This window comes from Streptococcus sp. AS14 (assembly GCF_000286495.1).
GTDB lineage: Bacteria > Bacillota > Bacilli > Lactobacillales > Streptococcaceae > Streptococcus > Streptococcus sanguinis_P.
Map to the genome: position 1 here is coordinate 26,513 of NZ_ALKI01000013.1, position 24,353 is coordinate 50,865.

20 protein-coding genes and 1 pseudogene are annotated in these 24,353 nt (G+C 42.4%); 11 read left to right on the forward strand and 10 right to left on the reverse strand.

Annotated features, from left to right (window positions below):
- Positions 1–7 precede the first annotated feature (7 nt).
- The 4 genes from HMPREF1150_RS05040 to HMPREF1150_RS05025 all read right to left on the reverse strand — a co-directional run bounded on the left by HMPREF1150_RS05040 (position 8) and on the right by HMPREF1150_RS05025 (position 5,083).
- On the reverse strand, positions 8–751 hold the full coding sequence (locus HMPREF1150_RS05040; protein WP_009659867.1) for an ABC transporter ATP-binding protein: 744 nt from the start codon (positions 749–751) through the stop codon (positions 8–10).
- A gap of 57 nt (positions 752–808) precedes the next feature.
- Positions 809–3,145: an FtsX-like permease family protein gene (locus HMPREF1150_RS05035; protein ID WP_009659902.1), complete on the reverse strand. Its 2,337-nt coding sequence runs from the start codon at positions 3,143–3,145 to the stop codon at positions 809–811.
- Complete coding sequence (locus HMPREF1150_RS05030; protein WP_009659855.1) at positions 3,120–4,403, reverse strand: MFS transporter; 1,284 nt, start codon at positions 4,401–4,403, stop codon at positions 3,120–3,122. The genes HMPREF1150_RS05035 and HMPREF1150_RS05030 overlap by 26 nt, the downstream gene beginning before the upstream one ends.
- A 62-nt stretch (positions 4,404–4,465) precedes the next feature.
- Positions 4,466–5,083 (reverse strand): TetR/AcrR family transcriptional regulator, encoded by a 618-nt coding sequence (locus tag HMPREF1150_RS05025; RefSeq protein ID WP_009659909.1) that lies wholly within the window; start codon positions 5,081–5,083, stop codon positions 4,466–4,468.
- A 153-nt stretch (positions 5,084–5,236) separates the two neighbouring features.
- On the opposite strand from HMPREF1150_RS05025, the gene HMPREF1150_RS05020 reads away from it, so the two are divergent.
- From HMPREF1150_RS05020 to HMPREF1150_RS0111210, 6 genes are all read left to right on the forward strand, one after another.
- Positions 5,237–5,806, forward strand: a complete 570-nt coding sequence (locus HMPREF1150_RS05020; protein WP_002898080.1) for a LemA family protein — start codon at positions 5,237–5,239, stop codon at positions 5,804–5,806.
- 1 nt (position 5,807) lies between these two features.
- Positions 5,808–6,704 carry a zinc metalloprotease HtpX gene (gene htpX, locus HMPREF1150_RS05015; RefSeq protein ID WP_009659923.1) on the forward strand — a complete coding sequence of 299 codons (897 nt, stop codon included), beginning with the start codon at positions 5,808–5,810 and terminating at the stop codon, positions 6,702–6,704.
- A 456-nt stretch (positions 6,705–7,160) separates the two neighbouring features.
- On the forward strand, positions 7,161–8,042 hold the full coding sequence (locus HMPREF1150_RS05010; RefSeq protein WP_002898077.1) for a helix-turn-helix domain-containing protein: 882 nt from the start codon (positions 7,161–7,163) through the stop codon (positions 8,040–8,042).
- A 69-nt stretch (positions 8,043–8,111) separates the two neighbouring features.
- Positions 8,112–12,824 (forward strand): glycoside hydrolase family 70 protein, encoded by a 4,713-nt coding sequence (locus tag HMPREF1150_RS05005; protein ID WP_009659964.1) that lies wholly within the window; start codon positions 8,112–8,114, stop codon positions 12,822–12,824.
- Positions 12,825–14,112: 1,288 nt separating this feature from the next.
- Positions 14,113–14,448, forward strand: a complete 336-nt coding sequence (locus HMPREF1150_RS05000; RefSeq protein ID WP_009659878.1) for a hypothetical protein — start codon at positions 14,113–14,115, stop codon at positions 14,446–14,448.
- A 465-nt stretch (positions 14,449–14,913) separates the two neighbouring features.
- Positions 14,914–15,144, forward strand: coding sequence for a hypothetical protein (locus HMPREF1150_RS0111210; RefSeq protein WP_032905488.1), 231 nt, complete (start codon positions 14,914–14,916; stop codon positions 15,142–15,144).
- Positions 15,145–15,453: 309 nt separating this feature from the next.
- Here HMPREF1150_RS0111210 and HMPREF1150_RS04995 read toward each other — a convergent pair whose 3' ends face one another.
- Both HMPREF1150_RS04995 and HMPREF1150_RS0111215 read right to left on the reverse strand, forming a co-directional pair.
- Positions 15,454–16,695 (reverse strand): hypothetical protein, encoded by a 1,242-nt coding sequence (locus HMPREF1150_RS04995; RefSeq protein ID WP_009659924.1) that lies wholly within the window; start codon positions 16,693–16,695, stop codon positions 15,454–15,456.
- Positions 16,696–17,046: 351 nt separating this feature from the next.
- A pseudogene (locus HMPREF1150_RS0111215) lies at positions 17,047–17,916 on the reverse strand (XRE family transcriptional regulator).
- Between the two features lie 98 nt (positions 17,917–18,014).
- Between HMPREF1150_RS0111215 and HMPREF1150_RS04990 the strand changes: the two are divergent.
- Complete coding sequence (locus HMPREF1150_RS04990) at positions 18,015–18,545, forward strand: DUF177 domain-containing protein (RefSeq protein WP_009659842.1); 531 nt, start codon at positions 18,015–18,017, stop codon at positions 18,543–18,545.
- A 289-nt stretch (positions 18,546–18,834) separates the two neighbouring features.
- Here the strand turns inward: HMPREF1150_RS04990 and HMPREF1150_RS04985 are convergent, their stop codons facing one another.
- From HMPREF1150_RS04985 to HMPREF1150_RS04970, 4 genes are read right to left on the reverse strand one after another with little or no spacing between them, the layout of a single operon-like run.
- Positions 18,835–19,128 carry a DUF5960 family protein gene (locus HMPREF1150_RS04985; protein WP_009659891.1) on the reverse strand — a complete coding sequence of 98 codons (294 nt, stop codon included), beginning with the start codon at positions 19,126–19,128 and terminating at the stop codon, positions 18,835–18,837.
- Complete coding sequence (locus HMPREF1150_RS04980; protein WP_009659974.1) at positions 19,106–19,480, reverse strand: hypothetical protein; 375 nt, start codon at positions 19,478–19,480, stop codon at positions 19,106–19,108. Before HMPREF1150_RS04980 ends, HMPREF1150_RS04985 begins: the two co-directional genes overlap by 23 nt.
- Complete coding sequence (locus HMPREF1150_RS04975; protein ID WP_032905490.1) at positions 19,477–20,892, reverse strand: Y-family DNA polymerase; 1,416 nt, start codon at positions 20,890–20,892, stop codon at positions 19,477–19,479. Before HMPREF1150_RS04975 ends, HMPREF1150_RS04980 begins: the two co-directional genes overlap by 4 nt.
- A gap of 3 nt (positions 20,893–20,895) precedes the next feature.
- Positions 20,896–21,573 carry an XRE family transcriptional regulator gene (locus tag HMPREF1150_RS04970; RefSeq protein WP_009659906.1) on the reverse strand — a complete coding sequence of 226 codons (678 nt, stop codon included), beginning with the start codon at positions 21,571–21,573 and terminating at the stop codon, positions 20,896–20,898.
- A gap of 141 nt (positions 21,574–21,714) precedes the next feature.
- Here HMPREF1150_RS04970 and HMPREF1150_RS04965 point away from each other — a divergent pair, with 141 nt between their 5' ends.
- The 4 genes from HMPREF1150_RS04965 to HMPREF1150_RS04950 all read left to right on the forward strand — a co-directional run bounded on the left by HMPREF1150_RS04965 (position 21,715) and on the right by HMPREF1150_RS04950 (position 24,335).
- Positions 21,715–22,203 carry a YcxB family protein gene (locus tag HMPREF1150_RS04965; protein WP_002921995.1) on the forward strand — a complete coding sequence of 163 codons (489 nt, stop codon included), beginning with the start codon at positions 21,715–21,717 and terminating at the stop codon, positions 22,201–22,203.
- Between the two features lie 69 nt (positions 22,204–22,272).
- Positions 22,273–22,821 (forward strand): 16S rRNA (guanine(966)-N(2))-methyltransferase RsmD, encoded by a 549-nt coding sequence (gene rsmD, locus HMPREF1150_RS04960; RefSeq protein WP_009659938.1) that lies wholly within the window; start codon positions 22,273–22,275, stop codon positions 22,819–22,821.
- Entirely contained in the window at positions 22,811–23,305 is a 495-nt protein-coding gene (gene coaD, locus HMPREF1150_RS04955; protein WP_009659892.1) for a pantetheine-phosphate adenylyltransferase, read from the forward strand. Before rsmD ends, coaD begins: the two co-directional genes overlap by 11 nt.
- Positions 23,292–24,335 carry a SepM family pheromone-processing serine protease gene (locus HMPREF1150_RS04950; RefSeq protein WP_032905492.1) on the forward strand — a complete coding sequence of 348 codons (1,044 nt, stop codon included), beginning with the start codon at positions 23,292–23,294 and terminating at the stop codon, positions 24,333–24,335. Before coaD ends, HMPREF1150_RS04950 begins: the two co-directional genes overlap by 14 nt.
- Positions 24,336–24,353: the final 18 nt, after the last annotated feature.

Sequence of the window (24,353 nt, forward strand, 5' to 3'; positions counted from 1 at the left end):
TCTTGTCTTATATACCAATCTGATTGAGCTCCGCCAAGAGCAGCTGGCGCCGATCATCTTGATTAGTAGCTGGGGCAAAGAGAATTTCTTTTTTTATCTTGCCATCTAAAATGAGCAGAACCTTGTCTGCATAGGTAGCCACACTGGCATCATGCGTCACTAGGAGAATGCTTGCACCCTGCTGGTGGAAGTGCTGCATGAGCTCCATAGCTTGACGGCCAGCCTGAGAGTTGAGCGCTCCTGTCGGCTCGTCAGCAAAAATGATTCGAGGCTGGTTCATGAGAGCCCGGCAGATGCCGGCTCGCTGGAGCTGGCCGCCCGATACCTGATGGATAGAGCGGTGAGCAATGTCCTTAATGCCAGTCAGAGCCATTAACTCCTTGGCTCGCTCATAGGCTGCCTTTCGCTCACTGCCTTTCTTACCAATGATACTTGGTAGGCAGATATTGTCTAGGATATTGAGATTCTTCAGGAAGGTTGCCTGCTGGAAGACAAAGCCGAAAGCCTCTCTGCGAAGGCGGTCTAAGTCCTTGTCTTTCATAGCTAGCAGGTCCTGTCCCTGGTAAAGAATCTGTCCTTGGTCAGGTCTGTCAATGGTGGACAGAAGATTGAGAAGAGTGGATTTCCCGCAGCCAGACGGCCCCATGATGGCGATGAATTGGCCGCTTTCAATCTCAAGCGACAAATCACGGAGAATGGGCTCCTGATTTTCCTGATAGCTTTTGCTGAGGTTGTGTGCTTCTAATAACATAGGCTTCTCCTCGGATGTAAAATAAATGCTAAGTGCTCGAAAGCTATCTGCTTAAGGTCAATGTTCCTTGAGATAACGTCCAATTTCCAGATTGTTCAGCGCTCGGAGACTGATGTGTGCTGCTGTGAGTCCGCTAAGAAGCAGAGCCAGCGGTGTCCATAGAAAAGTAAGCGACTTATTGATGATGAGCTGGAGTTTGCTGATACCGAAGCTGCTGAGCAGCAGACTGCAGACTTCTTGCCCCAGACTAAGGAGTAGCAGGTCGGCTATTGCCAAAGCCAGCATTAAGATGAAGCAGACGGCGAGCAGGTAGTGGCTCCTGAGTCGTTCACTGCCAAATCCCAGCATCCGATAAAGTGCCAAGTCAGCTTGGTCCTTGGTGAAAATCATATAGACAAAGAGGGTCATAAGGATGAAGATGATTCCCAGTCCTGTCCAGAAAACGCTGGTCTGAATCAGGCGGAGCATGGCCAGAGTGTCATCAAAAGTCTGATGGAAAAAGTCTTCTACATCGGTTAATTTATAGTTGGAATAGCGTTTTTTCCATTCGTTGATTTTTTGAGCTTTGTTGCTAGCATCTTTAAGGCGGATGGTCGTCAGACTATTGAGCGTTTGCGCTTGCTTTGTCACAAAGACAGCCTTGGCGGTCTTGCCGCCGTAGGTCAGGTCTGAGTAGATACCGACTACTTTTAGTTTTCTGGGTTGACCGTCTACCGTCAAGGTCAGACTGTCTCCTACTTTTAGCTTGAGCTCTTCTGCCTTAAGCTTGGAGAGGGCAATTTCATGCTCGTTTTTAGGATAGCGGCCTTGGCTGTATTTGACTGGAAATCCTGCATGGTTTCCCAAAGTTACCCGCAACTTCTGGGTTTGACCTTGCTGGTCTTGATAGGAGAAATTCTGGCTCTGGTACTGATTAATCTCTGCGATGTCCTTGTCTGCCCGCAGTTCTTTCAGAAGCTGGGCAGTCTTGGTATCGATATCTTCAGTCTGAGAAATATCAATCAATACATCTGCCTGACCAGCTCCCAGATACTGAATGAAATTCTTATCCATCATAGTGCTGTAGAGACTGGCTGGCAGCAGGATAAGAAGGCTAATCAGACTGACAATGAGCAAGATAGTCAAATAGAGTTTTTTATGATTCAGAATCGTTTTCAGAGCGAAATAGGGCCTGTCTAAGAGGGGGATAGTCGGTAATCCCATTTTGGGAGTAGAACACGTCTCGGTCAGACTGTTGGAAGAAGCTAATCTTAAAGCTTGGCCGGGTGTCATTTTCTTAAAGGAGCTGAGAGGACGGGCAGTCAGCCAGAAGACCAAGAGACAGAGCAACAGAGCTACTAGCATTTCCAGAAGATAGCTATAGAAGGGCGTCGGACTTTGCCCCATAGACAGTGCCATCTGCTTTTTAAAAGTACCACTCAGAAGAAAGGACAGTCCCCAGCCTGCGATGGTTGCTAGATCTAGGCAGAAATAATACTTGGTTAGATAGACCTTGCTGATAAAGCTTTGGGGTAATCCCATCACCTTCATAACGGCAATCTGCTGCAGTTCTTCTTGAATCTTGGTCAATAGGGCAAAGCGCATGCAGAGAAAGGTGATGCCGATAATGGCCACAACTAGCAGCCCCATGACTAGGATGACTAGAGCATCATTGAAGCCGTTAATCATCTTGATCGTCGGATAGGTAATCATGGGCGGCCCATTGGACTCGAGCTCGGCATTTTTATAGGCTTGCTCGACAGCTGAGATCTGGCTAAGCTTATGTACTCGAAAGGCAATCAGGTTCTCATTAGATGCAAATGCTTCTTTTTTCAGAGTCTGCAAATCAGTCTGTGAGATGAGGAAGCGTTTGGAGGAGACTAGACCGGCATTCATCTGGGCATCTCGGATAAATCCCTGGACAGTCAGCTGCAGCTTGCCGACTCTTATTTGGTCGCCGATTTTGATTTTTCCGCTATTGTAATAATAAAGGGGGATATAAACTTGCCCTGGCTGAGGCTGGGCAGGCTGGTTATTCTGATCCAGCAGAAAGTCAAAGTTTTGGTTCTGACTGGAAAAGCCATTATCCTGGGAGCTATCCTGAAGTGAGTTTTTCTCATTGATGCGGATGGCTGATCCTTCCACATTGACAAAGTCTGTCAGCTGCCAAGAGGCAATTTCTGGATGCTGCTGGACGAAGTTTTGCAGGCGTTCTTGGTCAACGCTTCCGCTGTGCATCTGTAGCAGGTGAGGACTTTTAGCTGTTTCTACAAAGCGCTCAATCGAGCTAGTCAGACTGACGGTCAGGCGTGTAGCTGCAAAGCTTAGGGTCAGAGTCAGAAGAAGGAAAAGACCGATGACCAACATGCTGACTTTGTTTTCTTTTAAATCATTTTTTATCAAGCGTTGAAACATATTCCAGCTCCTTTACTGAACGTGCTCGGGAGAGCAGGTAAGCACCGATGCTGATAGAGATACCGGATAGGATAAAGAGCAGACCGTAGCCTCTGCCTCCACCAACACCGATGATTTTTCCGACAGAATTTGCCAGCCAGCCAAAGTAAGTTAGCGAGGGTTTGAAAAAGGTATCTGCTACCCAACCCATGCCGGCATAAGCTAGCACATAGCCCAGCTGAGAGATAATCCCGATGGTCCCCCAGACCTTGCCTTGATCGGCTTTGTTAATATTGATGCGAACCAGATAGTCGATGGCTGTATTGGCGAAAGGTAGGGCAGCAAAGAGGAGGAAGCCAAAGCTGCAAATCCAGATGAAGTTTTCCTTCATTCCCAGCCCAACCATGAAGAGTCCCAGTAGAAATAGTGATAGACAGAGCATACGATGGAAGTGCTTTTTGATAGCAAATATCCCCAGAACTAAGCCTCCTATCAGCATCCCACTGCTGGAGATGGTCATGACCCAGCCGACTGTTTTGGCATCTGCGAAAGCCAGCACCAAGGGAGAAAGCAGGATTTGGACTGTTCCCAGAAAGAAGGAAAAGCCTGTTCCGGCTAGGACCAAAATCCAGATGCCTTTTTTTCCATAGACGATTTGAAAACCTTTAAGGAAATCTGCCCAGAAACGACTATCACTGCTATAAACTTGCGAATGAATGGCCCTACGAGCGAGCAAGGTGCAGGCTACCGTCACGAAAATAGTTGAAAAATCCAGCAACAGAATCGTGCTGATATGTCCACTCGCCAAAATCATTCCAGCCAAGGCTGGTGAAATCAGATAGCGGGCAATGCCATTAATCTGGGACAGACCGGTTGCTTTTGATAACTGATCCTCAGGCAGCAAGTCGGAAATTGTAGCTCGAAAGGCCGGATTGACCAAGGCTGAAAAGAGCGAACTAATGGCAGCTCCGATACAGATAAAAATCAAAGCAGGATTCTTCAGACTAAAGTAAATCCAGAGAACGCCTAAGCCTGACAGTCCATCTCCCAGAGCCATTAGCAATCTTCGGTCATAGCGATCTGCCAGAATTCCAGCCAGAGGAGTAACCAAAAGACCGGGTAGAAAAGCACAAAGCGTAACAAAAGAAGAAACAGAAACCAAACCGGTCAGCTGGAAGATATAAACTCCTAAAGCGAAAGAAGTCATACCAGAGCCGATTTCCGAGATGAGGCTCCCTATCCAAATCAATAAAAAGAGTCTAAAACCTGATTGTTTCATAGTTACCTCCTTATGTTTGCAATGTCAAGTAATTGTAAATAGTGAATCTAGTGCTTAGCTGTCTAGCTGCTTTGAGTCTGAATCAAAGATAGAAAGGGATTGAAGTAGCCTTGCCGGCTGTGAAAAAGAGTTTCTAAAAGATAGAGAAAAGCTTGTAGTTTTTGCTGCTGTTTTTCTGGAGGTAGTGCCTGAAAACTGCTGCCAAAAGCTTGCAGGGAATAAGTAAGAATCATTTCCAGGCTTTCGTAGGGATAGTCGGTCCTCATATCTCCAGCGGTGATACCGTCTTGGATGATGGGAAGTAGAATCTGGGGTGCTCGTTCAAGAAGAATTTGATTGGTCTTTTCGTGCAGGAGCGCATTTTGTGGCTGATTGAGATGCAGCAGTACTCCCTCTCCCTCTTGGTGATTGAGATTCAGAGCAGCCATACTGCCAACCAAGCGCTCTATGATAGTCAGTCCATGATTATCAGCAAAGGCTTGGGAAGCTGTAAATGCTCTTTCAATGGTTCGCTCAATGATGGCATCCATTATCTCTTCCTTAGAAGAAAAGTAATAGTAGAGAGTACCGCGGGCAATTTGAGTTGCTTCTAAAATCTGGGAGATAGAGGTCTGGTCAAAGCCTTGCTCCATAAAAAGCTTTTGTGCGGTATCTAAGATAAAGTCTTTTTTATTAGCCATGCTTGCATCCTTTTTATTAGTAAAATTTTATTAGACCGACAGTCGGTTTATTCTTTCCTTTATCGTACATCTTTTCTAAATCAATGTCAAGAATAAAGACAGTTCCTCTATTTTTTGATATAATAAGTCTAATCAAAATTGAAGGAGTATATCATGACTTTTATTATTATTCTTATTATTGTCGCGGTTTTAGCATTCTTCGTTGTTGGTGCTTACAATACCTTGGTTAAAAGCCGCATGCAGACTCAGGAAGCTTGGAGTCAGATCGATGTGCAGCTCAAACGCCGTAATGACTTGATTCCTAACCTCTTGGAAACGGTCAAAGGCTATGGCAAGTACGAGCAGGCAACCTTGGAAAAGGTAACCCAACTGCGCAACCAGGTAGCTTCAGCTGCTTCACCAGCCGAAGCCATGCAAGCCAGCGACGCCCTTTCTCGTCAGATTTCTGGAATCTTTGCAGTAGCTGAAAGCTATCCAGATCTGAAAGCTAACACTAACTACCTGAAGTTGCAGGAAGAACTGACCAATACTGAAAATAAAATTGCTTATTCTCGTCAGCTTTATAATTCAGTAACTAGCAACTACAATGTCAAGTTGGAAACATTCCCAAGCAATATTGTTGCAGGAATCTTTGGCTTTAAAGCTGCGGACTTCCTCAAGACACCAGAAGAAGAAAAGGCTGTACCAAAAGTTGACTTTGGCAGCACTGGACTAGGTGACTAAGATGCTATTTGATCAAATTGCCAGCAATAAAAGGAGGACTTGGCTCCTCCTTATCGCTTTTTTCGGACTCTTGGCTCTCCTTGGAGCAGCTATTGGCTATCTCTGGCTGCGCTCTGCTGTTGGTGGTGTCTTGCTAGCCTTGATCATCGGAGCGATTTATGCCGGAGTGATGATTTTTCAGTCTACAGAAGTGGTCATGGCTATGAACGGAGCTCGCGAGGTCTCTGAGCAGGAAGCACCTGAACTCTATCATATTGTTCAAGATATGGCCATGGTCGCTCAGATTCCTATGCCACGTGTCTATATCGTAGAGGATCCCTCTCCCAATGCTTTTGCGACTGGCTCTAAGCCTGAAAATGCAGCTGTTGCAGCAACTACAGGTATCTTGCAAATCATGAATCGTGAGGAGCTTGAGGGAGTGATTGGCCATGAAGTCAGTCATATTCGCAATTATGATATTCGAATTTCAACGATTGCTGTGGCTTTGGCCAGTGCTATTACCCTGTTGTCTAGCCTGGCCGGCCGGATGATGTGGTTTGGTGACGGACGTCGGAGTAGTAATGATCGAGATAACGATAGTGGTTTGGGAATTATTCTCCTTATCGTATCGCTGATTGCTATCGTTTTAGCTCCTCTGGCAGCTACCTTGGTGCAGTTGGCCATTTCTCGTCAGCGGGAGTTTCTGGCTGATGCTTCCAGTGTAGAGCTGACCCGCAATCCGCAAGGGATGATTAATGCTCTGCTCAAGCTAGATCGCAGCGAGCCTATGGAACATCATGTTGATGATGCCAGTGCAGCTCTCTATATCAGCGATCCCAAAAAAGAAGGCGGACTGAAGAAACTTTTCTATACGCACCCTCCTATCTCAGAACGGGTGGAGCGATTGAGACATATGTAAAAGCTGGGAATAAATTATTTCCAAAACTTAGACCAATAACTAGTAAAAGGATTTAGTTCTGCATTGGACAGGACTAAGTCCTTTTCGTTTTACTTCCTTTCATTCATGTCTAAAAAATATTCGTTTAGATTTTGTTACAGTTTTATGTCAGTCATCTATGAACCGTAGATTGTCCAAGTTTATTTTTGTATAAGTAAGGAGGCTAGATTTAAAAAAGCTAGTGTTTTCAAGTTGTCAGGTTGAACCCTTCTGAGAATCTTATAAAATCAATATTTTCTTGAAAACCATAAAACTTTTAGAAAAAATCACTATATTGAGTATTCCTATCTTTCAAATTAATCTATTTGTATTATTTTGAAATATAAAGTAATTTTTTTGTAACATATTCGAAATATATTACTAGTATATTAAATTTAGTAAAAAATTTTATTGCATATATGAAACCGAGGGCTCAATATGTTGAAAACATTTGGAAAAATTTTCAAAGTCATTAGAGAATCAAAAAACATGTCTCTTAAAGAGGCGGCAGCCGGAGATATTTCAGTGGCTCAGCTGTCTCGTTTTGAGCGGGGAGTCAGTGGTATTACGCTTGATTCTTTCTATTGCTGCTTAAAGAATATGGCTGTTTCTCTAGACGAATTTCAGTATGTTTACCATAACTACATTGAGGCAGATGATGCGCTTTTCTCAAAAAAAGTAGCTGATGCTTATCAGGAAAACAATGTCGTCAAGCTCCAAAGTATATTGGCTAGCTCAGAAGCTTTGGCTAAAAAGTTCCCTGAGAAGAAGAATTATAGGCTCAATACAATTGTTGTTAGAGCAGTATTGTCTTCCTGCAGTCCAGATTTTCAGATTAGCAAGAAAGATGTAGAATTTCTGACCGATTATCTCTTTTCCGTTGAGGAGTGGGGGCGTTATGAGCTCTGGCTCTTTACTAATAGTGTGGATCTATTGACCTTGGAAACACTGGAGACCTTTGCTAGTGAGATGATTAACCGCACCCAGTTTTATAATAATCTACCGGAGAATCGCCGGCGTATTATCAAGATGCTGCTTAATGTTATCAGCGTCTGCATAGAGAGTAATCATTTGCTGGTTGCTATGAGATTCCTCAATTATCTTGACCATTCTAAAATCCCTGAGACAGATCTTTATGATCGGATGCTGATTAAGTATCATAGGGCTCTTTATTCCTACAAGGTTGGGAATAGCTATGCTCTGAGCGATATTGAGGAGTGCTTATCTTTCTTGGAATTTTTAGATTCTTTCGGTGTTGCCCAGAAGCTCAAAGCTCAGTTTGAAAGGATTTGCCTTTCGCAGTTGCAGATGTGCAAATAAAATAGACTCATTTCTAAAAATATACTAGAATAAGAGTATAACTTTATACCAAATTCAGAAGGAGGCTTTATGATGGAGAAAAAAATTCATTATAAGATGCATAAAGTTAAGAAGAACTGGGTAGCCATCGGTGTGACTACCTTAGCACTTATCGTAGCACCAAAAGTACTTGGTCTCGAAGCAGGTCTTGTCCACGCTGATGATGTTAAGCAGGTGGCAGTTCAAGAACCAACTGCAGCTCAGGATAGTGGCTCAGGGCAGCCAGTTCAAGTACAAGCTAACTCAGCTTCTCAGTTGGAAGCAGAAAAAGCAACTTCTGCAGACAAGGTGGTTGATGCTGCTGTAGCCAGTGAAAAAACTGCTGAAACTGCAGCAAATACGGAAGCAGCGGTTCAAACAGATGCTCAAGAGCCAGCTAAACCAGCAGTAGCAGAAGCAGCAACTACAGAAAAAGCAGCCGTTGCTGAAGAAGCAAAAGCAGCTAATGTAACATCAGAAACTGCTAAACCGGAAGCAGCTAATCAGGATAGACAAGTAAGTCCAGCAACTGCTGACAAACAAGCAAAGAAGACTGTTACAGACAAGATTGTTGCAAATCCAAAGGTTGCAAAGAAAGATCGCTTGCCAGAACCGGCTCAAAGACAGGGAGCGATAGCTGAAAGAATGGTGGCTGCTCAAGCCCAAGCAGCGCCTGTTAATACTGAGCATGATGATGATGTCTTATCTCACATCAAGACGATTGATGGTAAGAAATACTATGTTCAGGACGACGGTACAGTTAAAAAGAATTTCGCTGTTGAGCTTAATGGAAAAATTCTTTATTTCGATGCAGAGACTGGAGCACTGATTGATTCAGCTGAGTATCAATTCCAGCAAGGTACTAGCAGTCTCAATAATGAATTCACTCAAAAGAATGCCTTCCATGGCACTACGGAAAAGGATATTGAAACAGTTGACGGCTACCTGACAGCAGATAGCTGGTATCGTCCAAAGTTCATCTTGAAAGACGGAAAAACATGGACAGCATCGACAGAAACAGACCTACGTCCGCTTTTGATGGCTTGGTGGCCTGATAAGCAAACGCAGGTTAGCTATCTCAACTATATGAACCAGCAAGGTCTGGGAGCAGGAGCTTTTGAAAACAAAGTGGAACAAGCTATCCTGACAGGTGCTTCTCAGCAGGTTCAGCGCAAAATTGAAGAAAGAATCGGTAAAGAAGGCGATACTAAATGGCTGAGAACACTGATGGGCTCATTTGTCAAAACTCAGCCAAACTGGAACATCAAGACAGAGTCTGAAACAACTGGTACTAATAAGGACCACTTGCAAGGCGGAGCTCTGCTTTATACCAATAGTGATAAGACTTCTCATGCTAATTCTAAGTACCGCATCCTGAACCGCACACCTACCAACCAAACTGGTACACCTAAGTACTTCATTGACAAGTCAAATGGTGGTTATGAGTTCCTGTTGGCCAACGACTTTGACAACTCTAATCCAGCTGTTCAGGCTGAGCAACTCAACTGGCTGCACTTTATGATGAACTTCGGCAGCATCGTAGCCAACGATCCGACTGCTAACTTTGACGGAGTTCGTGTCGATGCGGTGGACAATGTCAATGCAGACTTGCTCCAAATTGCCTCTGACTACTTCAAGTCTCGCTACAAGGTTGGAGAAAGTGAAGAAGAAGCCATCAAGCATTTGTCTATCTTGGAAGCTTGGTCTGACAACGACCCTGACTACAACAAAGACACCAAGGGTGCACAATTGCCGATTGATAATAAGCTTCGTCTATCCTTGCTTTATTCGTTCATGCGCAAGCTTTCTATCCGTAGCGGTGTAGAGCCAACGATTACGAATAGTCTGAATGACCGTTCTACTGAAAAGAAAAATGGCGAACGGATGGCTAACTATATCTTTGTTCGGGCTCATGATAGTGAAGTGCAGACCGTTATTGCTGATATCATTCGGGAAAATATCAATCCAAACACGGATGGTTTGACCTTTACCATGGATGAGCTCAAGCAAGCCTTCAAGATCTACAACGAAGATATGCGCAAGGCCGACAAGAAGTATACGCAGTTCAATATCCCAACTGCTCATGCTCTCATGCTCTCCAACAAAGACTCCATCACTCGGGTCTACTATGGTGATCTCTATACAGATGACGGTCAATACATGGAGAAAAAATCTCCTTACCACGATGCTATCGATGCCCTGTTGCGGGCTCGGATTAAGTATGTAGCTGGTGGTCAGGACATGAAAGTCACCTATATGGGTGTACCTCGTGAGGCTGATAAATGGTCTTACAATGGTATTTTGACTTCTGTTCGTTACGGTACTGGTGCTAATGAAGCAACAGATGAAGGAACAGCAGAAACTCGTACCCAAGGGATGGCTGTTATTGCTTCTAACAACCCGAATCTCAAGCTGAATGAGTGGGATAAACTGCAAGTCAATATGGGAGCAGCCCATAAGAATCAATACTACCGTCCTGTGCTCTTGACGACCAAAGATGGCATTTCCCGCTATCTAACTGACGAAGAAGTGCCGCAATCGCTCTGGAAGAAGACAGATGCCAATGGTATTTTGACCTTTGATATGAATGATATCGCAGGCTACAGCAATGTCCAGGTTTCTGGTTATCTGGCTGTTTGGGTACCAGTTGGTGCTAAGGCAGATCAGGATGCTCGTGTAACAGCCAGCAAGAAAAAAAATGCCAGCGGTCAGGTTTACGAATCTAGCGCAGCCCTTGATTCTCAGCTGATTTACGAAGGCTTCTCTAACTTCCAAGACTTTGCAACTCGCGATGACCAGTATACCAATAAAGTCATTGCTAAAAATGTCAACCTCTTCAAGGAATGGGGAGTGACTTCATTTGAGCTGCCACCGCAGTACGTATCTAGCCAAGACGGTACTTTCCTAGACTCTATCATCCAGAATGGTTATGCCTTTGAAGACCGCTATGACATGGCTATGAGCAAGAACAATAAATATGGTTCTTTAGATGACCTGCTCAATGCTCTCCGTGCTCTTCACAGTGTCAATATCCAAGCCATTGCGGACTGGGTGCCAGACCAAATCTACAACCTGCCAGGCAAGGAAGTGGTAACAGCCACTCGCGTCAACAACTACGGAACCTACCGTGAAGGCGCAGAAATCAAGGAAAATCTTTACGTTGCCAATACTAAAACGAATGGTACTGACTATCAAGGCAAGTATGGTGGAGCCTTCTTGGATGAACTCAAAGCTAAATACCCAGAAATCTTTGAACGAGTACAAATTTCCAACGGTCAAAAGATGACGACTGATGAGAAGATTACCAAGTGGTCTGCTAAACACTTCAACGGTACCAATATCTTAGGACGTGGAGCTTACTATGTTCTTAAAGACTGGGCTAGCAACGAATATCTCAACAACAAGAATGGTGAGATGGTACTGCCTAAGCAATTAGTTAATAAGAATGCTTACACAGGATTTGTCAAAGATACTACTGGATTCAAGTACTATTCAACTAGTGGCTATCAAGCTAGAAATTCCTTTATCCAAGATGAAAATGGAAATTGGTATTACTTCGATAAACGAGGTTATCTAGCAACAGGTGCTCATGAAATTGATGGCAAGCAAGTTTATTTCCTCAAGAATGGTATTCAGCTGCGTGATTCTCTCCGTGAAGATGAAAACGGCTATCAGTACTACTACGATAAGACTGGCGCCCAAATTCTCAACCGTTACTATACTACTGACGGCCAAAACTGGCGTTACTTTGATGCCAAGGGTGTCATGGCTAGAGGTCTGGTAACCATGGGCGGCAATCAGCAATTCTTCGACCAAAACGGCTACCAAGTCAAAGGCAAGATTGCGCGTGCCAAAGATGGTAAACTTCGTTACTTTGATAAGGATTCAGGTAATGCTGCTGCTAACCGCTTTGCCCAAGGTGATAATCCAAGTGACTGGTACTATTTCGGAGCAGATGGTGTTGCAGTAACAGGTCTTCAAAAACTTGGCCAGCAAACACTTTACTTCGACCAAGATGGCAAGCAAGTCAAGGGTAAAGTAGTAACTCTGTCTGATAAATCTATCCGTTACTTCGATGCCAACTCAGGAGAAATGGCAGTTGGCAAGTTTGCGGAAGGTGCCAAGAACGAATGGTATTACTTCGATCAAGCTGGTAAAGCAGTAACAGGTCTTCAGAAGATTGGCCAGCAAACACTTTACTTCGACCAAGATGGCAAGCAAGTCAAAGGTAAAGTAGTAACTCTGGCTGATAAATCTATCCGTTACTTCGATGCTAATTCAGGAGAAATGGCAGTCGGCAAGTTTGCAGAAGGTGCCAAGAACGAATGGTATTACTTTGATCAGGCTGGTAAAGCAGTGACAGGTCTTCAGAAGATTGGTCAACAAACCCTTTACTTCGACCAAAATGGCAAGCAAGTCAAAGGACAGCTAGTAACTCTGGCTGATAAATCTATCCGTTACTTCGATGCCAACTCCGGTGAAATGGCAGCCAACAAGTTTGTTGAAGGTGCCAAGAACGAATGGTACTACTTCGATCAGGCTGGTAAAGCAGTGACTGGTTTGCAGCAGATTGGCCAACAAACCCTTTACTTCGACCAAAATGGCAAGCAAGTCAAAGGTAAGATTGTCTATGTCAATGGTGCTAACCGTTACTTTGATGCCAATTCCGGAGAAATGGCGCGCAATAAATGGATTCAGCTAGAAGATGGAAGTTGGATGTACTTTGACCGCAATGGTAGAGGCAGACGCTTCGGCTGGAACTAATAGCAATAGAATAGCTAAATGAAATTTAATCTTTAGCTTTCTAATACACAAAAACGATAACTTCTTATTTGGAAGTTATCGTTTTTTATTTTACTACATTCTAGGGTAAATCAAAATAAGGGCGAGAACTAAAAAGTAAAGTTCATTTCTCTTAGAAAACACCTTGTATTTGTGAAATATAAAAAAGATTTACAAACTAAATCAATTTTTTTACGATTATTTTATTTTTGTCAACAACTGAAAAATAGCATTTATTTTACTTTTATAATATCTAGTGTAAAAGTTGGTTGAAAAATTTACCTTTATAATATCTAGTGTAAAAGTTGGTTGAAAAATTTACTTTTATAATATGTACTGTAAAGTGCATTCATCAGCAAGGATAAAAGGAAGTGATGATGATAAATACTTTAATCACACGCGCTTTATCGTCTTGTTATCAGTTTTGAAAAAGGAACTATAATAAGAACAGGTGGGAAAAATACTTTAATCACACGCGCTTTACCATCTTGTTATCAGTTTTGAAAAAGGAACTATAATAAGAACAGGTAGGAAAAATTCTCTTACCGCACGCGCTTTACCATCTTGTTATCGGTTTCGAAAAAGGAACTATAATAAGAACAGGTGGGAAAAATACTCTTACCGCACGCGCTTTATCGTCTTGTTATCAGTTTCGAAAAAGGAACTATAATAAGAATAGGTGAGATAGATTATCCCACAAATTTTATAATAAAAGGAGATTTACTATTGAAAAAAAATAAAAAATTTTTATTAGAAGTAATGACACATTTTACTCCCTATGAGAAACAAATAATCGGAACAAAATTGCTTAGTTTATTGCGGAACATTCTTTCGTTAGTATATTGTGTCTTTCAATTTTATCCATTCGATAATTCGTTTCCATATATTCTTTTATGTATTTCGAGGATTCAGAGGATTATTGAGCTAATTAAAGAAATAAAAAAGAAAGTTTTGGAAATTATTAAAATTTTTAAACGGAAACGGAAAGAGCTTGAAAAGTCAGTCGTATCAAGCGATAGGAGATTTTTTTAAGCGTCTTTCCAACAATTTTTAACAAGAATTTTTAAAAAATACGATTATTTCAAAAATTTCTCATTATAATACTTTTTGTAATTTAAATTTATCAGCAAGAATAAAAGGAGGTGATGCAGACAAATTCTCTAATTACACGCACTTTATCGTCTTGTTATCAGTTCTGAAAAAGGAACTATAATAAGAATAGGTGGGATAGATTATCCCACAAATTTTATAATCCAAGGAGAAAAAGAATTTGAAACAAAATAAAAAATTTTTAGTTTTCGTTCATTTTATTATTTTAATCAAAGGAGATTCCATATTGAAAAATACTATAAAAAATCTAGTAAAAGTTATAACAAACTTTACTCCCTATGAAAAACAAATAATTGGCAAAAAATTGCTTAGTGTATTATGCAACATTCTTTTGTTAGCATATTGTATCTTTCAATTTTATCAATTCGGTAATTCGTTTCCAGAGATTCTGTTATGTGTTTCGATGATTCAAAGGATTATTGAGCTAATTCAAGAAATAAAAAAGGAAGTTTTGGAGATTATTGAAATTTTCAAGCGGAAACAGGGAGAGCTTTAAAAAGGCAGTTATATCAAGCGATAGGAGAGTGCTTTAAGCAACTTTCCATCAAAGCAAGAATAAAAGGAGGTGATGAATATGAATCGCTTTAAAAAAGTTTTCCAAAGTAAATGAAAAAAATGACGATGGATGATAGAATAAAAAAAAGATAAGCTTCTTTGACCATAAAAAGCTATCCTGACTATAAAAAGTTCTCCTAGCTATAAAAAAGCTAAAGATTACTCTAAAAAAAATTAAAGATTGCTCTAAAAGACCTATAGTTGCCTTAGACAATATTTTGAAACGATGGTAGAATACAAGGTGAAAGGAGGTTCAGCAGTTTTCTAGAAACTTTTATCAACTTTCTAACAGTAGTATTGATTTTATAAAATATACAGTGTGTGTAAAGTTATAGTTTCTAGCATAGACACGATTCTACAGAATCGATATAATTAATTTAGACTGAAAAGGAAGGAAGTGATAAAGATGTCTGTAATTAATTTAGTCTTATTATTGGCAGCAAGTTTGAAACTATCGTTTGAATTGTTCCCAATTTTACAAATTTCTCTAAGCGCATTGAACAGTTTGCTACAATCAGTAACTAACTTTGTAAATTCAGTAGTAGCGCTTCTGGCTACTCTAGTTACGTTGTTAAAGCTCATTGAGAAAACAAAAAAAGAGCCTAAGAAAATTCGTAAACCAAGAAAATTCAAATAAGCTCTTGTCATAAATAAGGAGTGGCAGCTCCTTGCTTATGACTATTGTACCATAATTTCTAGTAAATATAGTGAAAATTTAGCTTGAAATTCGCACGCGCACCTTTCCCCTCACTGATTCCCCTAATTTCGATTTTCTCGGTAATTTTGGCAGAAAATACTAGAGAATTATAAGAAAAAGGAAGAATCAAACGAGGGTAGAGCGCGTGTTTTATCTAAAGGAATCAGACGATTATTGCCTGATTCCTTTTTGTTATGACTGTCTTACAGGCGAATAAATTTTGATTTAAAAGAAACAAGATTGAAGCTATCATCTTTCGTTAACATCTTTCTTTTTTTCAATAGATAGGAGCAGAGCAATCACACCGATAATGCTGAAGATGAGCCAGCTAGCGTTCATATTCCAGAGGGCTAGGCTGCTGAAGACCATAGTACCAAAGGGAACAGAGAAAGAAAAGAGTAGACTCAGAAAGCTGGAAGTCTGAGCGAGAACATCAGAAGGCAATTTGCTCAGTAAGAGGGTGTTGATTTTGGGATTGATCTTACCGGAGATATAAGCTAGTAAAAATCCAAAAGCAATGCCGACGAAAACAGGTAGATGCAAGAAATTGCTGATAGCAAGCAGAATCATTGTGAGAGCAGCCCAGAGGGTTAGTTGATTTAGAGAGAGACGGCTAAAGTAATCGTTGGGAGTCAGGCTGGCTGCAATCATGGCTAGGACAAGAGTGGTCTGAAGAACCAAGAGAGACTGGCTAAAGGATAGCTGGAAGATGGGGTTGTCCAGCAAGTAGAGATTATAAAGAGCTATAAGAGAACCTGCCATAGCGTTGACGATCAAGATTTGAGCCAGCAGTTTGAGAAAATTGTTAGAACCTTCCTGCTCAAAAATGAGCTTGGACGATGTGTACATTTTCTTCAATTCTTCCTTCAGAGGAGCTTTTTTCTCAGAAATTACCACTGGGTCATGGGTCAATCTGCGACGGACTAGGTAGAGGATGGTGGAGGATAGGAGAAAGGTCAAAGCGTTAACCAAAGCCACCAGAAAAAAGTCTTGCTGGCTGACGGTTAGGAGCCAAACTCCCAAAGCTTGTCCGGCTAGGCTGCAGAGAAAGCTGATAAGCTGGGTAAAAGAGAAGGCTTCCATAAGGTCTTTCTCTGGAACATTCTTTTTCAAAATCGGCATTTGCAGGCCGCTGCGGTAATCGCTGATGATATCTGAAAGAATATTCATCAAGCAGACGGCTGAAAAGGCTAGATAAGAGCTGGAGCGAGTCATGAAGGCAACAAGGACAAAGAGCAGGGCTTGAAGATAACCGAAATAAATCAGCCAGCGAGCCTTATGGACGGTTTTGTCAGCTTTGATACCAGCAAAGATAGTAAAGAAGGTCGGAACCAGAACGATAAAATTAGCCACGGCAATAGCAAACTTGGGATTGGGCATGCTGGAAGCAAATACCACAAAAACAATATTGAAAATAGAAGCTCCCAAGGTGTTGAAGATTCGGGAAAGACTGAGTGAGGCAAAGACCCCATTTTTAAAAAATAATTTCATCGTAGACTCCTTTTCTAAACTGCAAGATTGTATAAAAGCTGATTGGGTGCATCTGTAATCTGGCTTTTGTTTTTTCTCTTTCTGATGAACATTATAGACTGTTTAAGGCTAAAAACAAGGACTTTTCGGCAACTGGTCAGGTCTCGTAAGTAAGTGGTAAAATTCTAAAAGTGACTTGCGCTAGCTCTTTCTGTTTTTAGTATAAAATAGAAAATCTAAGCCACAGGATATGTTGCATATATTCAACGGTTTTTGAGTGTAATTGTTAAAATGAGTAATTTGGAGTGTATTTTGCATCAAAAAAACCACTTCCCAACTCAACATCGCTGAGTTTAAAAGTGGAGATTTGCATTATTTGCTATATTTTTGAAAAGCAGTATCAAGAGCTTCTTGATAATAGTCAGCGCTATGCTGGCAGTTCAAGATTCGGAAAATGTCGACAGCTTGCTTCATTTGAGTGAGTCCCTCTTCTTTTTGCCCTTTCAAACAAGCTAACTCTCCCTGAGCAAAGAGATAGACAATTCGGAAGTAAGTCTCATTTTCTTCGTAAAAGTGTCGCTCAATGACTTGTTGGAAATAGTCTGCCTGGGTGATATTTTCCTGACTGATGGCCAGAAGATAACCATTAAGAAAAGTAGTGTGCAGGGTGTTGCGATTGTTGGCAAACAAGGCTGCGAAATCCTTTCTTGAGAGGATTTCTTTGGTGTATTGGGAAAACAAATCTAGAGATAAAACCGGAGTTCAGACAGAGAAGAGATTGAGCTCGTAGCGCCCCCAAATATCAACTGAAAAGAGGTAATCATGCAGGAAATCAAGCTCGCCTGGACTGGCCTTTTCAGACTCTTTGAGGGCACAGAGATAGGCCTTTACAATTAGGCGCTCAACCCAATCGCTAGCGCGCTTGCTTTTTTGAGTAATTTTTTCTTTTTCCAGATAAAGTTCTTCTAAGAGCTTAAGCTGATTGGCTTGCAGCAGGTCGTGGATTTGGCTTAAGAGTTCCTTGTGAGAATGATGGCTCTGGATGCCGGCTGCAAGGGTAAATTCTTCCGTTTCCGTGTGGATAGCGCTGAGCGCGCTAAAAAGTTTCTGTGCCGAAAGTTCGCTCTGCCCATTTTCAAAGCGAGAGAGCATAGATTTTGAAAATTCTCCACCAGTGGCCTCGGATAAAGAGATGTGCCTAGCCTCTCGAAAAAATCTAAAAACCTGTCCTAGATGTTCCATTGTCTTCCCTCCTTGCAATTTATTATAACAAAATAATTTTCAATAACAGCGGAGCGCCCAAACATGATATAATAAAAGAAAAAAACAAAGAGGAACTTATGTTGCATATTCAAGAAATTCGGAAGAATCCAGATGGACTAGCCTTTGAGAAAAAGCTGGACTTGGCAGAGGAGTTAAAAGAGCGCAATCCTGAGATTTTAGATGTTCAGGATATTGTAGCCAGTGGAAAGGTTCAATATGAAGACGGCCTTTATTTTCTAGATTATGACCTGTCTTATACCATTACCTTGACGTCCAGTCGCAGCATGGAGCCGGTGGAGCTCAAGGAGTCTTATCTAGTCAACGAAATTTTCATGGAAGAAGGACAGGCCGCATCGCAGGATATGATTGATCAGGACTTGGTGCTGCCGATTGAAAATGGCGAGATTAATGTAGCCGAGAGTGTAGCTGATAATATCTTGCTGAATATTCCACTGAAAATCCTAACAGCTGAGGAAGAAGCTGGTCAAGGTTTTCTGTCTGGTCAGGACTGGCAGGTTATGACGGAAGAGGAATTCGCCGCTGCTCAAGAAGCTCAAAAAGAGAAGAACAATCCTTTCGCCGGTTTGCAAGGGCTTTTTGATGAATAATTCTTGTAAAAATCTTGAAATCGATAAAAAATAAAAGAAAAGACAAATTGCTATGACCCGCACCCCAAAAGTTAGACAGAAAATCTAACGATAGGGGTGTTTTTAGTATGAAATTAGTTTATACAAATGAACTGAATAGATAACCTAAAAAGAATGGCGCTTCTTGGCTTTAAATATAGCTGGCTCAAATCTTTAGTGTTATTTGCCTGACTTAAAGCAAGAAATAATTGAGAAGATACTAGTAGATGGCCAGCTCTATACAATAAGCTCCCAGACTTAGTTTGGGAGCTTAGTGTTTTATATCTTCTGTTTGGCCTTGATAGTGGTAAATGCAGAGCCGCTTTGCCTGGTCTGGACGGCTGATGGTAAAGTGGAAGTAATGGTCTTTCTGATCTAAACTTTTAGCCTTAGAGAGTTTGAAATAAGTGACCTGGCGGCTAGCCATATGGCGGAGGATATCGTCTTCCATGGCCATCAGAGGCTGGTGAAGATTGGAGAATTGATAAAAATCTTCTTGAAATTGATAGTAATTCTGAGAAAAATAGTCAAATTGAAGTTCCTCATGTAGATTCTGAGTGGTCATCTGCGCCTCCTGAAGCTTGTATCGAAAGAATCTGATGGATAGCAAGGCCTTTGTAACGGTCACCTTCCTGCAGGAGGACCTGCTTGCAGTCCAGATGAAAGACGGTAGCAGTAACGTCAATCAGCTTTTCCTGATTAAGAAAGGTGATTCGGATGGGAACTTGCTGGCTGTAGGCTTGACTGAGTAAGTGGAATTTTTCCTGTCTATCAAGTTGGGGCAATTGGCTCATATCTAGTTCTTTTTTGGCCAAAGAAGTGCTGTGCTCAGAGAGGAAAAAGCCAGCCCACTTAGCCATGCCTCGATCCTGAAAGTCACGAGCTGATTGATAGGGGAGGTAGGAGCGGTCGGTCATGATAAGCCCTCCAGCCCTCCAGCCGAATGGCCACCTGTCAGCTTGCTTCGAGCGATGGCACGGGAGGAGCCCAGTAAGGCATTTCCCTTAAGCAGAGAGGTAAAGCCGAAGCGATCTCTGATGCGGTCAATCGTCAGCTGGAGCTCCTCTTCTTTTTGAATTTGCAGAGGATCGTCAAAGAGAGAAATCAGACCATAACCTTGATCGACAAAGTCACTGTAAAAAACGCCAATCTGGCGGATAGCCCCGCCCTGATATTTGGAACGGAAAAGCTGAACGACGATTTGAGCCAATCGATCGCTGTTGTTAGTGGGCTCAATTTTTTTCTGTGTATGAATGGAAGGCAGGAGCTCCTGCTTGGAATAACGGGCATAGATGGAGACACGCTGGCATTTCTTACCAGAGCGTCTGAGCCGAATGGCGACCTGCTCAGCCATTTCTCGGAAAACCAACTCAATCTCTGCCTGCTGTCTGTAATCTCGGGGGAGAATTTGCGAATTTCCCAGGCCATGTGACTTGACCTGATGAGGCTTGTGCACATTGCTTTCATCAATACCGTGAGAATGAAACCAAAGCTGTAGGCCCATGACTCCCATTTCCTTTTTGAGAATGTCGGGGTTAAAGTGGGCCAAATCATAAATGGAGTGGATGCCTAGCTTCTTAAGACGGGTGGCTGTTCGGTGGCCGATGCCCCAAAAATCTGTCATGGTCGGAATAGTCCAGACCTTACTGGGAACATCCTCATAGGACCAGTTGACCCGCATCTTTTTTGTGTGTTTGGCTTCAATGTCCAAGGCTAGCTTGGCGAGAAGAGGATTGGCGTTGCTCAGGCCGATAGAGGCATAAATCCCGGTTTTCTTCCAGATAGCCTGTTGAATACGGGCAGCCAGCAGGTCCAGTTTGGTCCTGCGGTCCAGCGTCTGATCAGGAATGAAGTAGTTGATAGAGCTTGTCAAATCTAGGAAGCCTTCATCAATTGAGTAGGGGAAAATATCATCGGGAGCTGCGAAATCCTGGAAAATTTTTTGGATTTCCATGTTTTTCTGGATGTAGTAGTTCATCCGAGGTGGGACCAATAAGGTCTTTTGAGCAGCATCTTCAATAAAGCGCACATAATCTGCTGTAATAGGCAGTCCCTGCTTGCGAGCAGCAGCATAGTTGAACTTGCGGGTGTGGACATCAAAAGGAAGATTATAGCTTCGGCTGACATTCTGGCTGCCGAAATTCTTTTTAAAGAGAGGGGTGGCAGCTAGTATCAGTCCAGCAGAATTTTCAATTCGGCTCATGACACAGAGCGAGGTTTTTAAAGGGTCAAGGCCGAGGGAAATGCATTCGCAAGAGGCATAAAAACTTTTCATATCCACAAAAGCAATATCTGAACGGGGCTCGCGTGAATAATCAAATAGGACCATAGCTTATACCTCAATCGGCAGAAAATGTCCGACTACGATACCAACAATGCTAGGTTGGTCTTCGTAGGGAGCAAAGAGATCCTCGTAGTCAGGATTGATAGACTCTAAACGAAGTCCTTCAGCTTCTCGATAGACTTTTTTGATATAGGTCTTGCCATTCCACATAAGAGCATATACAGCCCCATCGTAGTCGAATCCCGTCTGTTTCATAAGGGCAACAGAGCCATTGGGATACTTGGGCTCCATAGAATCCCCAGAGACCCAAGATGCAAAGTCGTGCTGGATATCTTGATCAAAGTAGACAGTTTCATAGTCTGTTTCATTGTCATAGTAGCTGTGACCGAGACCTGCAGCCAGCTCAACTGATAGAACCTTATAGGCTGTAAGAGAGCTAACCTTGCGCTGTCTTTCTAGGAGCTGACTAGCGAGCTGGTCTACTTCTTTTTTATGCGGTGGGGTTAGTAAAGGGTAGGTGTAGAGCGCGCTGGTCTCATCCACAAAGTAGTTCTCTTGGACCTTGAGACAGGTGGCTAACCTCCTGAGATTTTTTGCGTGGGGTTCTGCTAGACCATTTTCCCAAGCAGAGTAAGTCTTTCGAGAGATGCCCAGCTCTTGGTAAATGGAAGCCTGTGCCAGATTAAGCTCCAAACGGCGTTTTTTTAATTTTTCATGAGAAAACATATCCACCTCCTATGTAACGTTTTAAAAGTTACATATAGTATAACAAATGGAATCAAGAAAAGCAAGTTCTTTTTTGAGTATTGTTATTTCTAGCAATAGTGTGGTAAACTGTAGGGAGGAATATAACCTGGAGGTAGCGAGATGTTTCCTATGACAGCAAAGACGATCATGACAGAAGAAGCTTATCGCCGTTTCGCTTGGACCAATTTCTGGTATAAAAAGAATGGCATCTTCTCACTGATTCTCCCTGAGATAGTGGTGCTGATATGCGGTGCAATCTGTTTTTTTATCGGGGAACCTTTGCCAGGCGTAGCTTTTCTTGTTACTGTGGCAGTCCTTCCTTTTCTTTACTATCTGTCCATGAATCGACATATTAAAAAGTTTTATAGAGGCAACCCCCTCTGGCATGATATAGAGCAGGAGTTTAGCTTCTATGAGACAGACTTTCGTGTCGTTAATCGGAATAACAATGCCAGATTTGACTACCAAGATATTATGGCGATTATAGACAAGCCAGAAACTTTTTATATTATGGTTGGTCGGTCAATGGGACTGATCTTGGATAAGGCAGACTGTCAGCCTGAATTAATTGATTTTTTACTGAAATTAAAAGAAAACAGAAGTCTCTAATTTGGGGTGCTTCTGTTTTTAATCTGTCAAGTTTTCAAAAAATTGGCCTCTTGTAAGATGTGTGTTATAATGTTTTTTATGAGAGTTGTTGCAGGTAAATATGGGGGTAGGCCCCTCAAGACTTTGGACGGCAAAACGACCAGGCCTACGACTGATAAGGTCAAGGGGGCGATTTTTAATATGATTGGTCCCTATTTTGATGGCGGTCGGGTGCTGGATTTTTATGCTGGGAGCGGGGGTTTGGCCATTGAAGCTATTTCGCGAGGCATGGAGGAAGCTGTCTTAGTCGAAAAGGATCGCAGAGCTCAGGCTATTATTTCAGAGAATATTCAGATGACCAAGGAGCCGGAACGTTTTGACTTGCTCAAGATGGAGTCTGGCCGCGCTCTAGATACCTTGACGGGAGCTTTTGACTTGGTTCTCTTAGATCCACCTTATGCTAAGGAGCAGATTGTGGCAGACCTTGAGAAACTGGAGGAAGGCCAGCTCTTGAGTCAAGATGCCCTAGTAGTCTGTGAGACAGATAAGGATGTTGAATTGCCAGAAGAAATTGCAGGGCTGGGCATTTGGAAGCAGAAGATATATGGAATTTCAAAGGTGACGGTGTATGTCAGATAAGATTGGATTATTCACAGGGTCTTTTGACCCGATGACCAAGGGCCATGTGGACCTGATTGAGCGGGCCAGCAGGCTTTTTGACAAGCTCTATGTAGGGATTTTCTATAACCGGGAAAAGTCAGGTTTTTTTACAATTGAGGCCAGAGAGCGCATGGTCAAAGAAGCTCTGCAGCATTTGGATAATGTCGAGGTCATCACTTCTCAGAATGAGCTAGCAGTGACAGTGGCCAGAAGACTGGGAGCCCAGGCCTTTGTACGCGGTCTCCGCAATAGTCAAGACCTAGACTATGAAGCCAATATGAACTTTTTCAATCATGAACTAGCAGGAGAGCTGGAGACGATTTTCTTACTCAGCAAGCCAGTCTATCAGCATATCAGTTCATCACGTATTCGTGAGCTGATTGCTTTTCAGCAGGATATCGCGGCCTATGTGCCCCAAAGTGTAATCAAAGAATTAGAAAGAATCAACAATGAAAAGAATTAAGAAGTTTATATTGCCGACGGTCATTGGCGTCACTATTGCCTTTTTTATAGCAGCTCTTTACGTTCGTCTGCCTTATTACATAGAAGTTCCTGGTGGTGCCGAGGATGTTCGTCAGGTCTTGATAGTTGATAATAAGGCCGACAAGGAAGCGGGCTCCTACAATTTTGTGACGGTCGGAGTAGAGCAGGCAACCTTTGCTCATCTGGTCTATGCTTGGCTGACCCCTTTTACAGATATTTATTCCGCTAAGGATATGACCGGTGGCTCCACGGACGATGAGTTTAATCGGATCAACCAATTTTACATGGAAACATCGCAAAATATGGCCAAATATCAAGGGTTAACGACGGCTGGTAAAGAGATCAAGATGGACTATCTGGGAGTTTATGTCTTGCAGGTGGCAGATAACTCAACTTTCAAGGGAGTTCTCAATATTGCTGATACGGTAACCGGTGTCAATGACAAGATCTTTGAAAGCTCTGAGGAGCTGGTCAAGTATGTCAACTCGCAGAAGCTTGGAGATAAGGTCAAGGTGACTTTCCAAGAAGATGGTCAGGAGAAATCAGCAACCGGCAAGATTATCAAGTTGGAGAACGGTAAGAACGGGATTGGGATTAGTCTGATAGACAGGACGGAAGTCAGCAGTAATATTCCGATTACATTTTCAACTGAAGGTATCGGCGGTCCTAGTGCTGGTCTCATGTTTAGCTTAGCTATTTATACCCAGTTGGCTGATCCGACTCTTCGTGACGGCCGCGATATTGCAGGGACCGGCAGCATCAGTCGGGAAGGTGAAGTTGGCGAAATCGGCGGAATTGATAAGAAAGTTGTTTCAGCAGCCCAAAGCGGAGCAGATATCTTCTTTGCACCCAACAATGAACTTACAGAGGAAGAGAAGAAGCTTTCTCCAAATGGGAAAAACAACTACCAAACGGCTCTGGAGACAGCCAAGAAGATTAAAACGGATATGAAAATTGTTCCAGTTAAAACGCTGCAGGACGCCATTGACTATCTGAAAAAGAACAAATAAAATCTTAGCTTTTGCTAA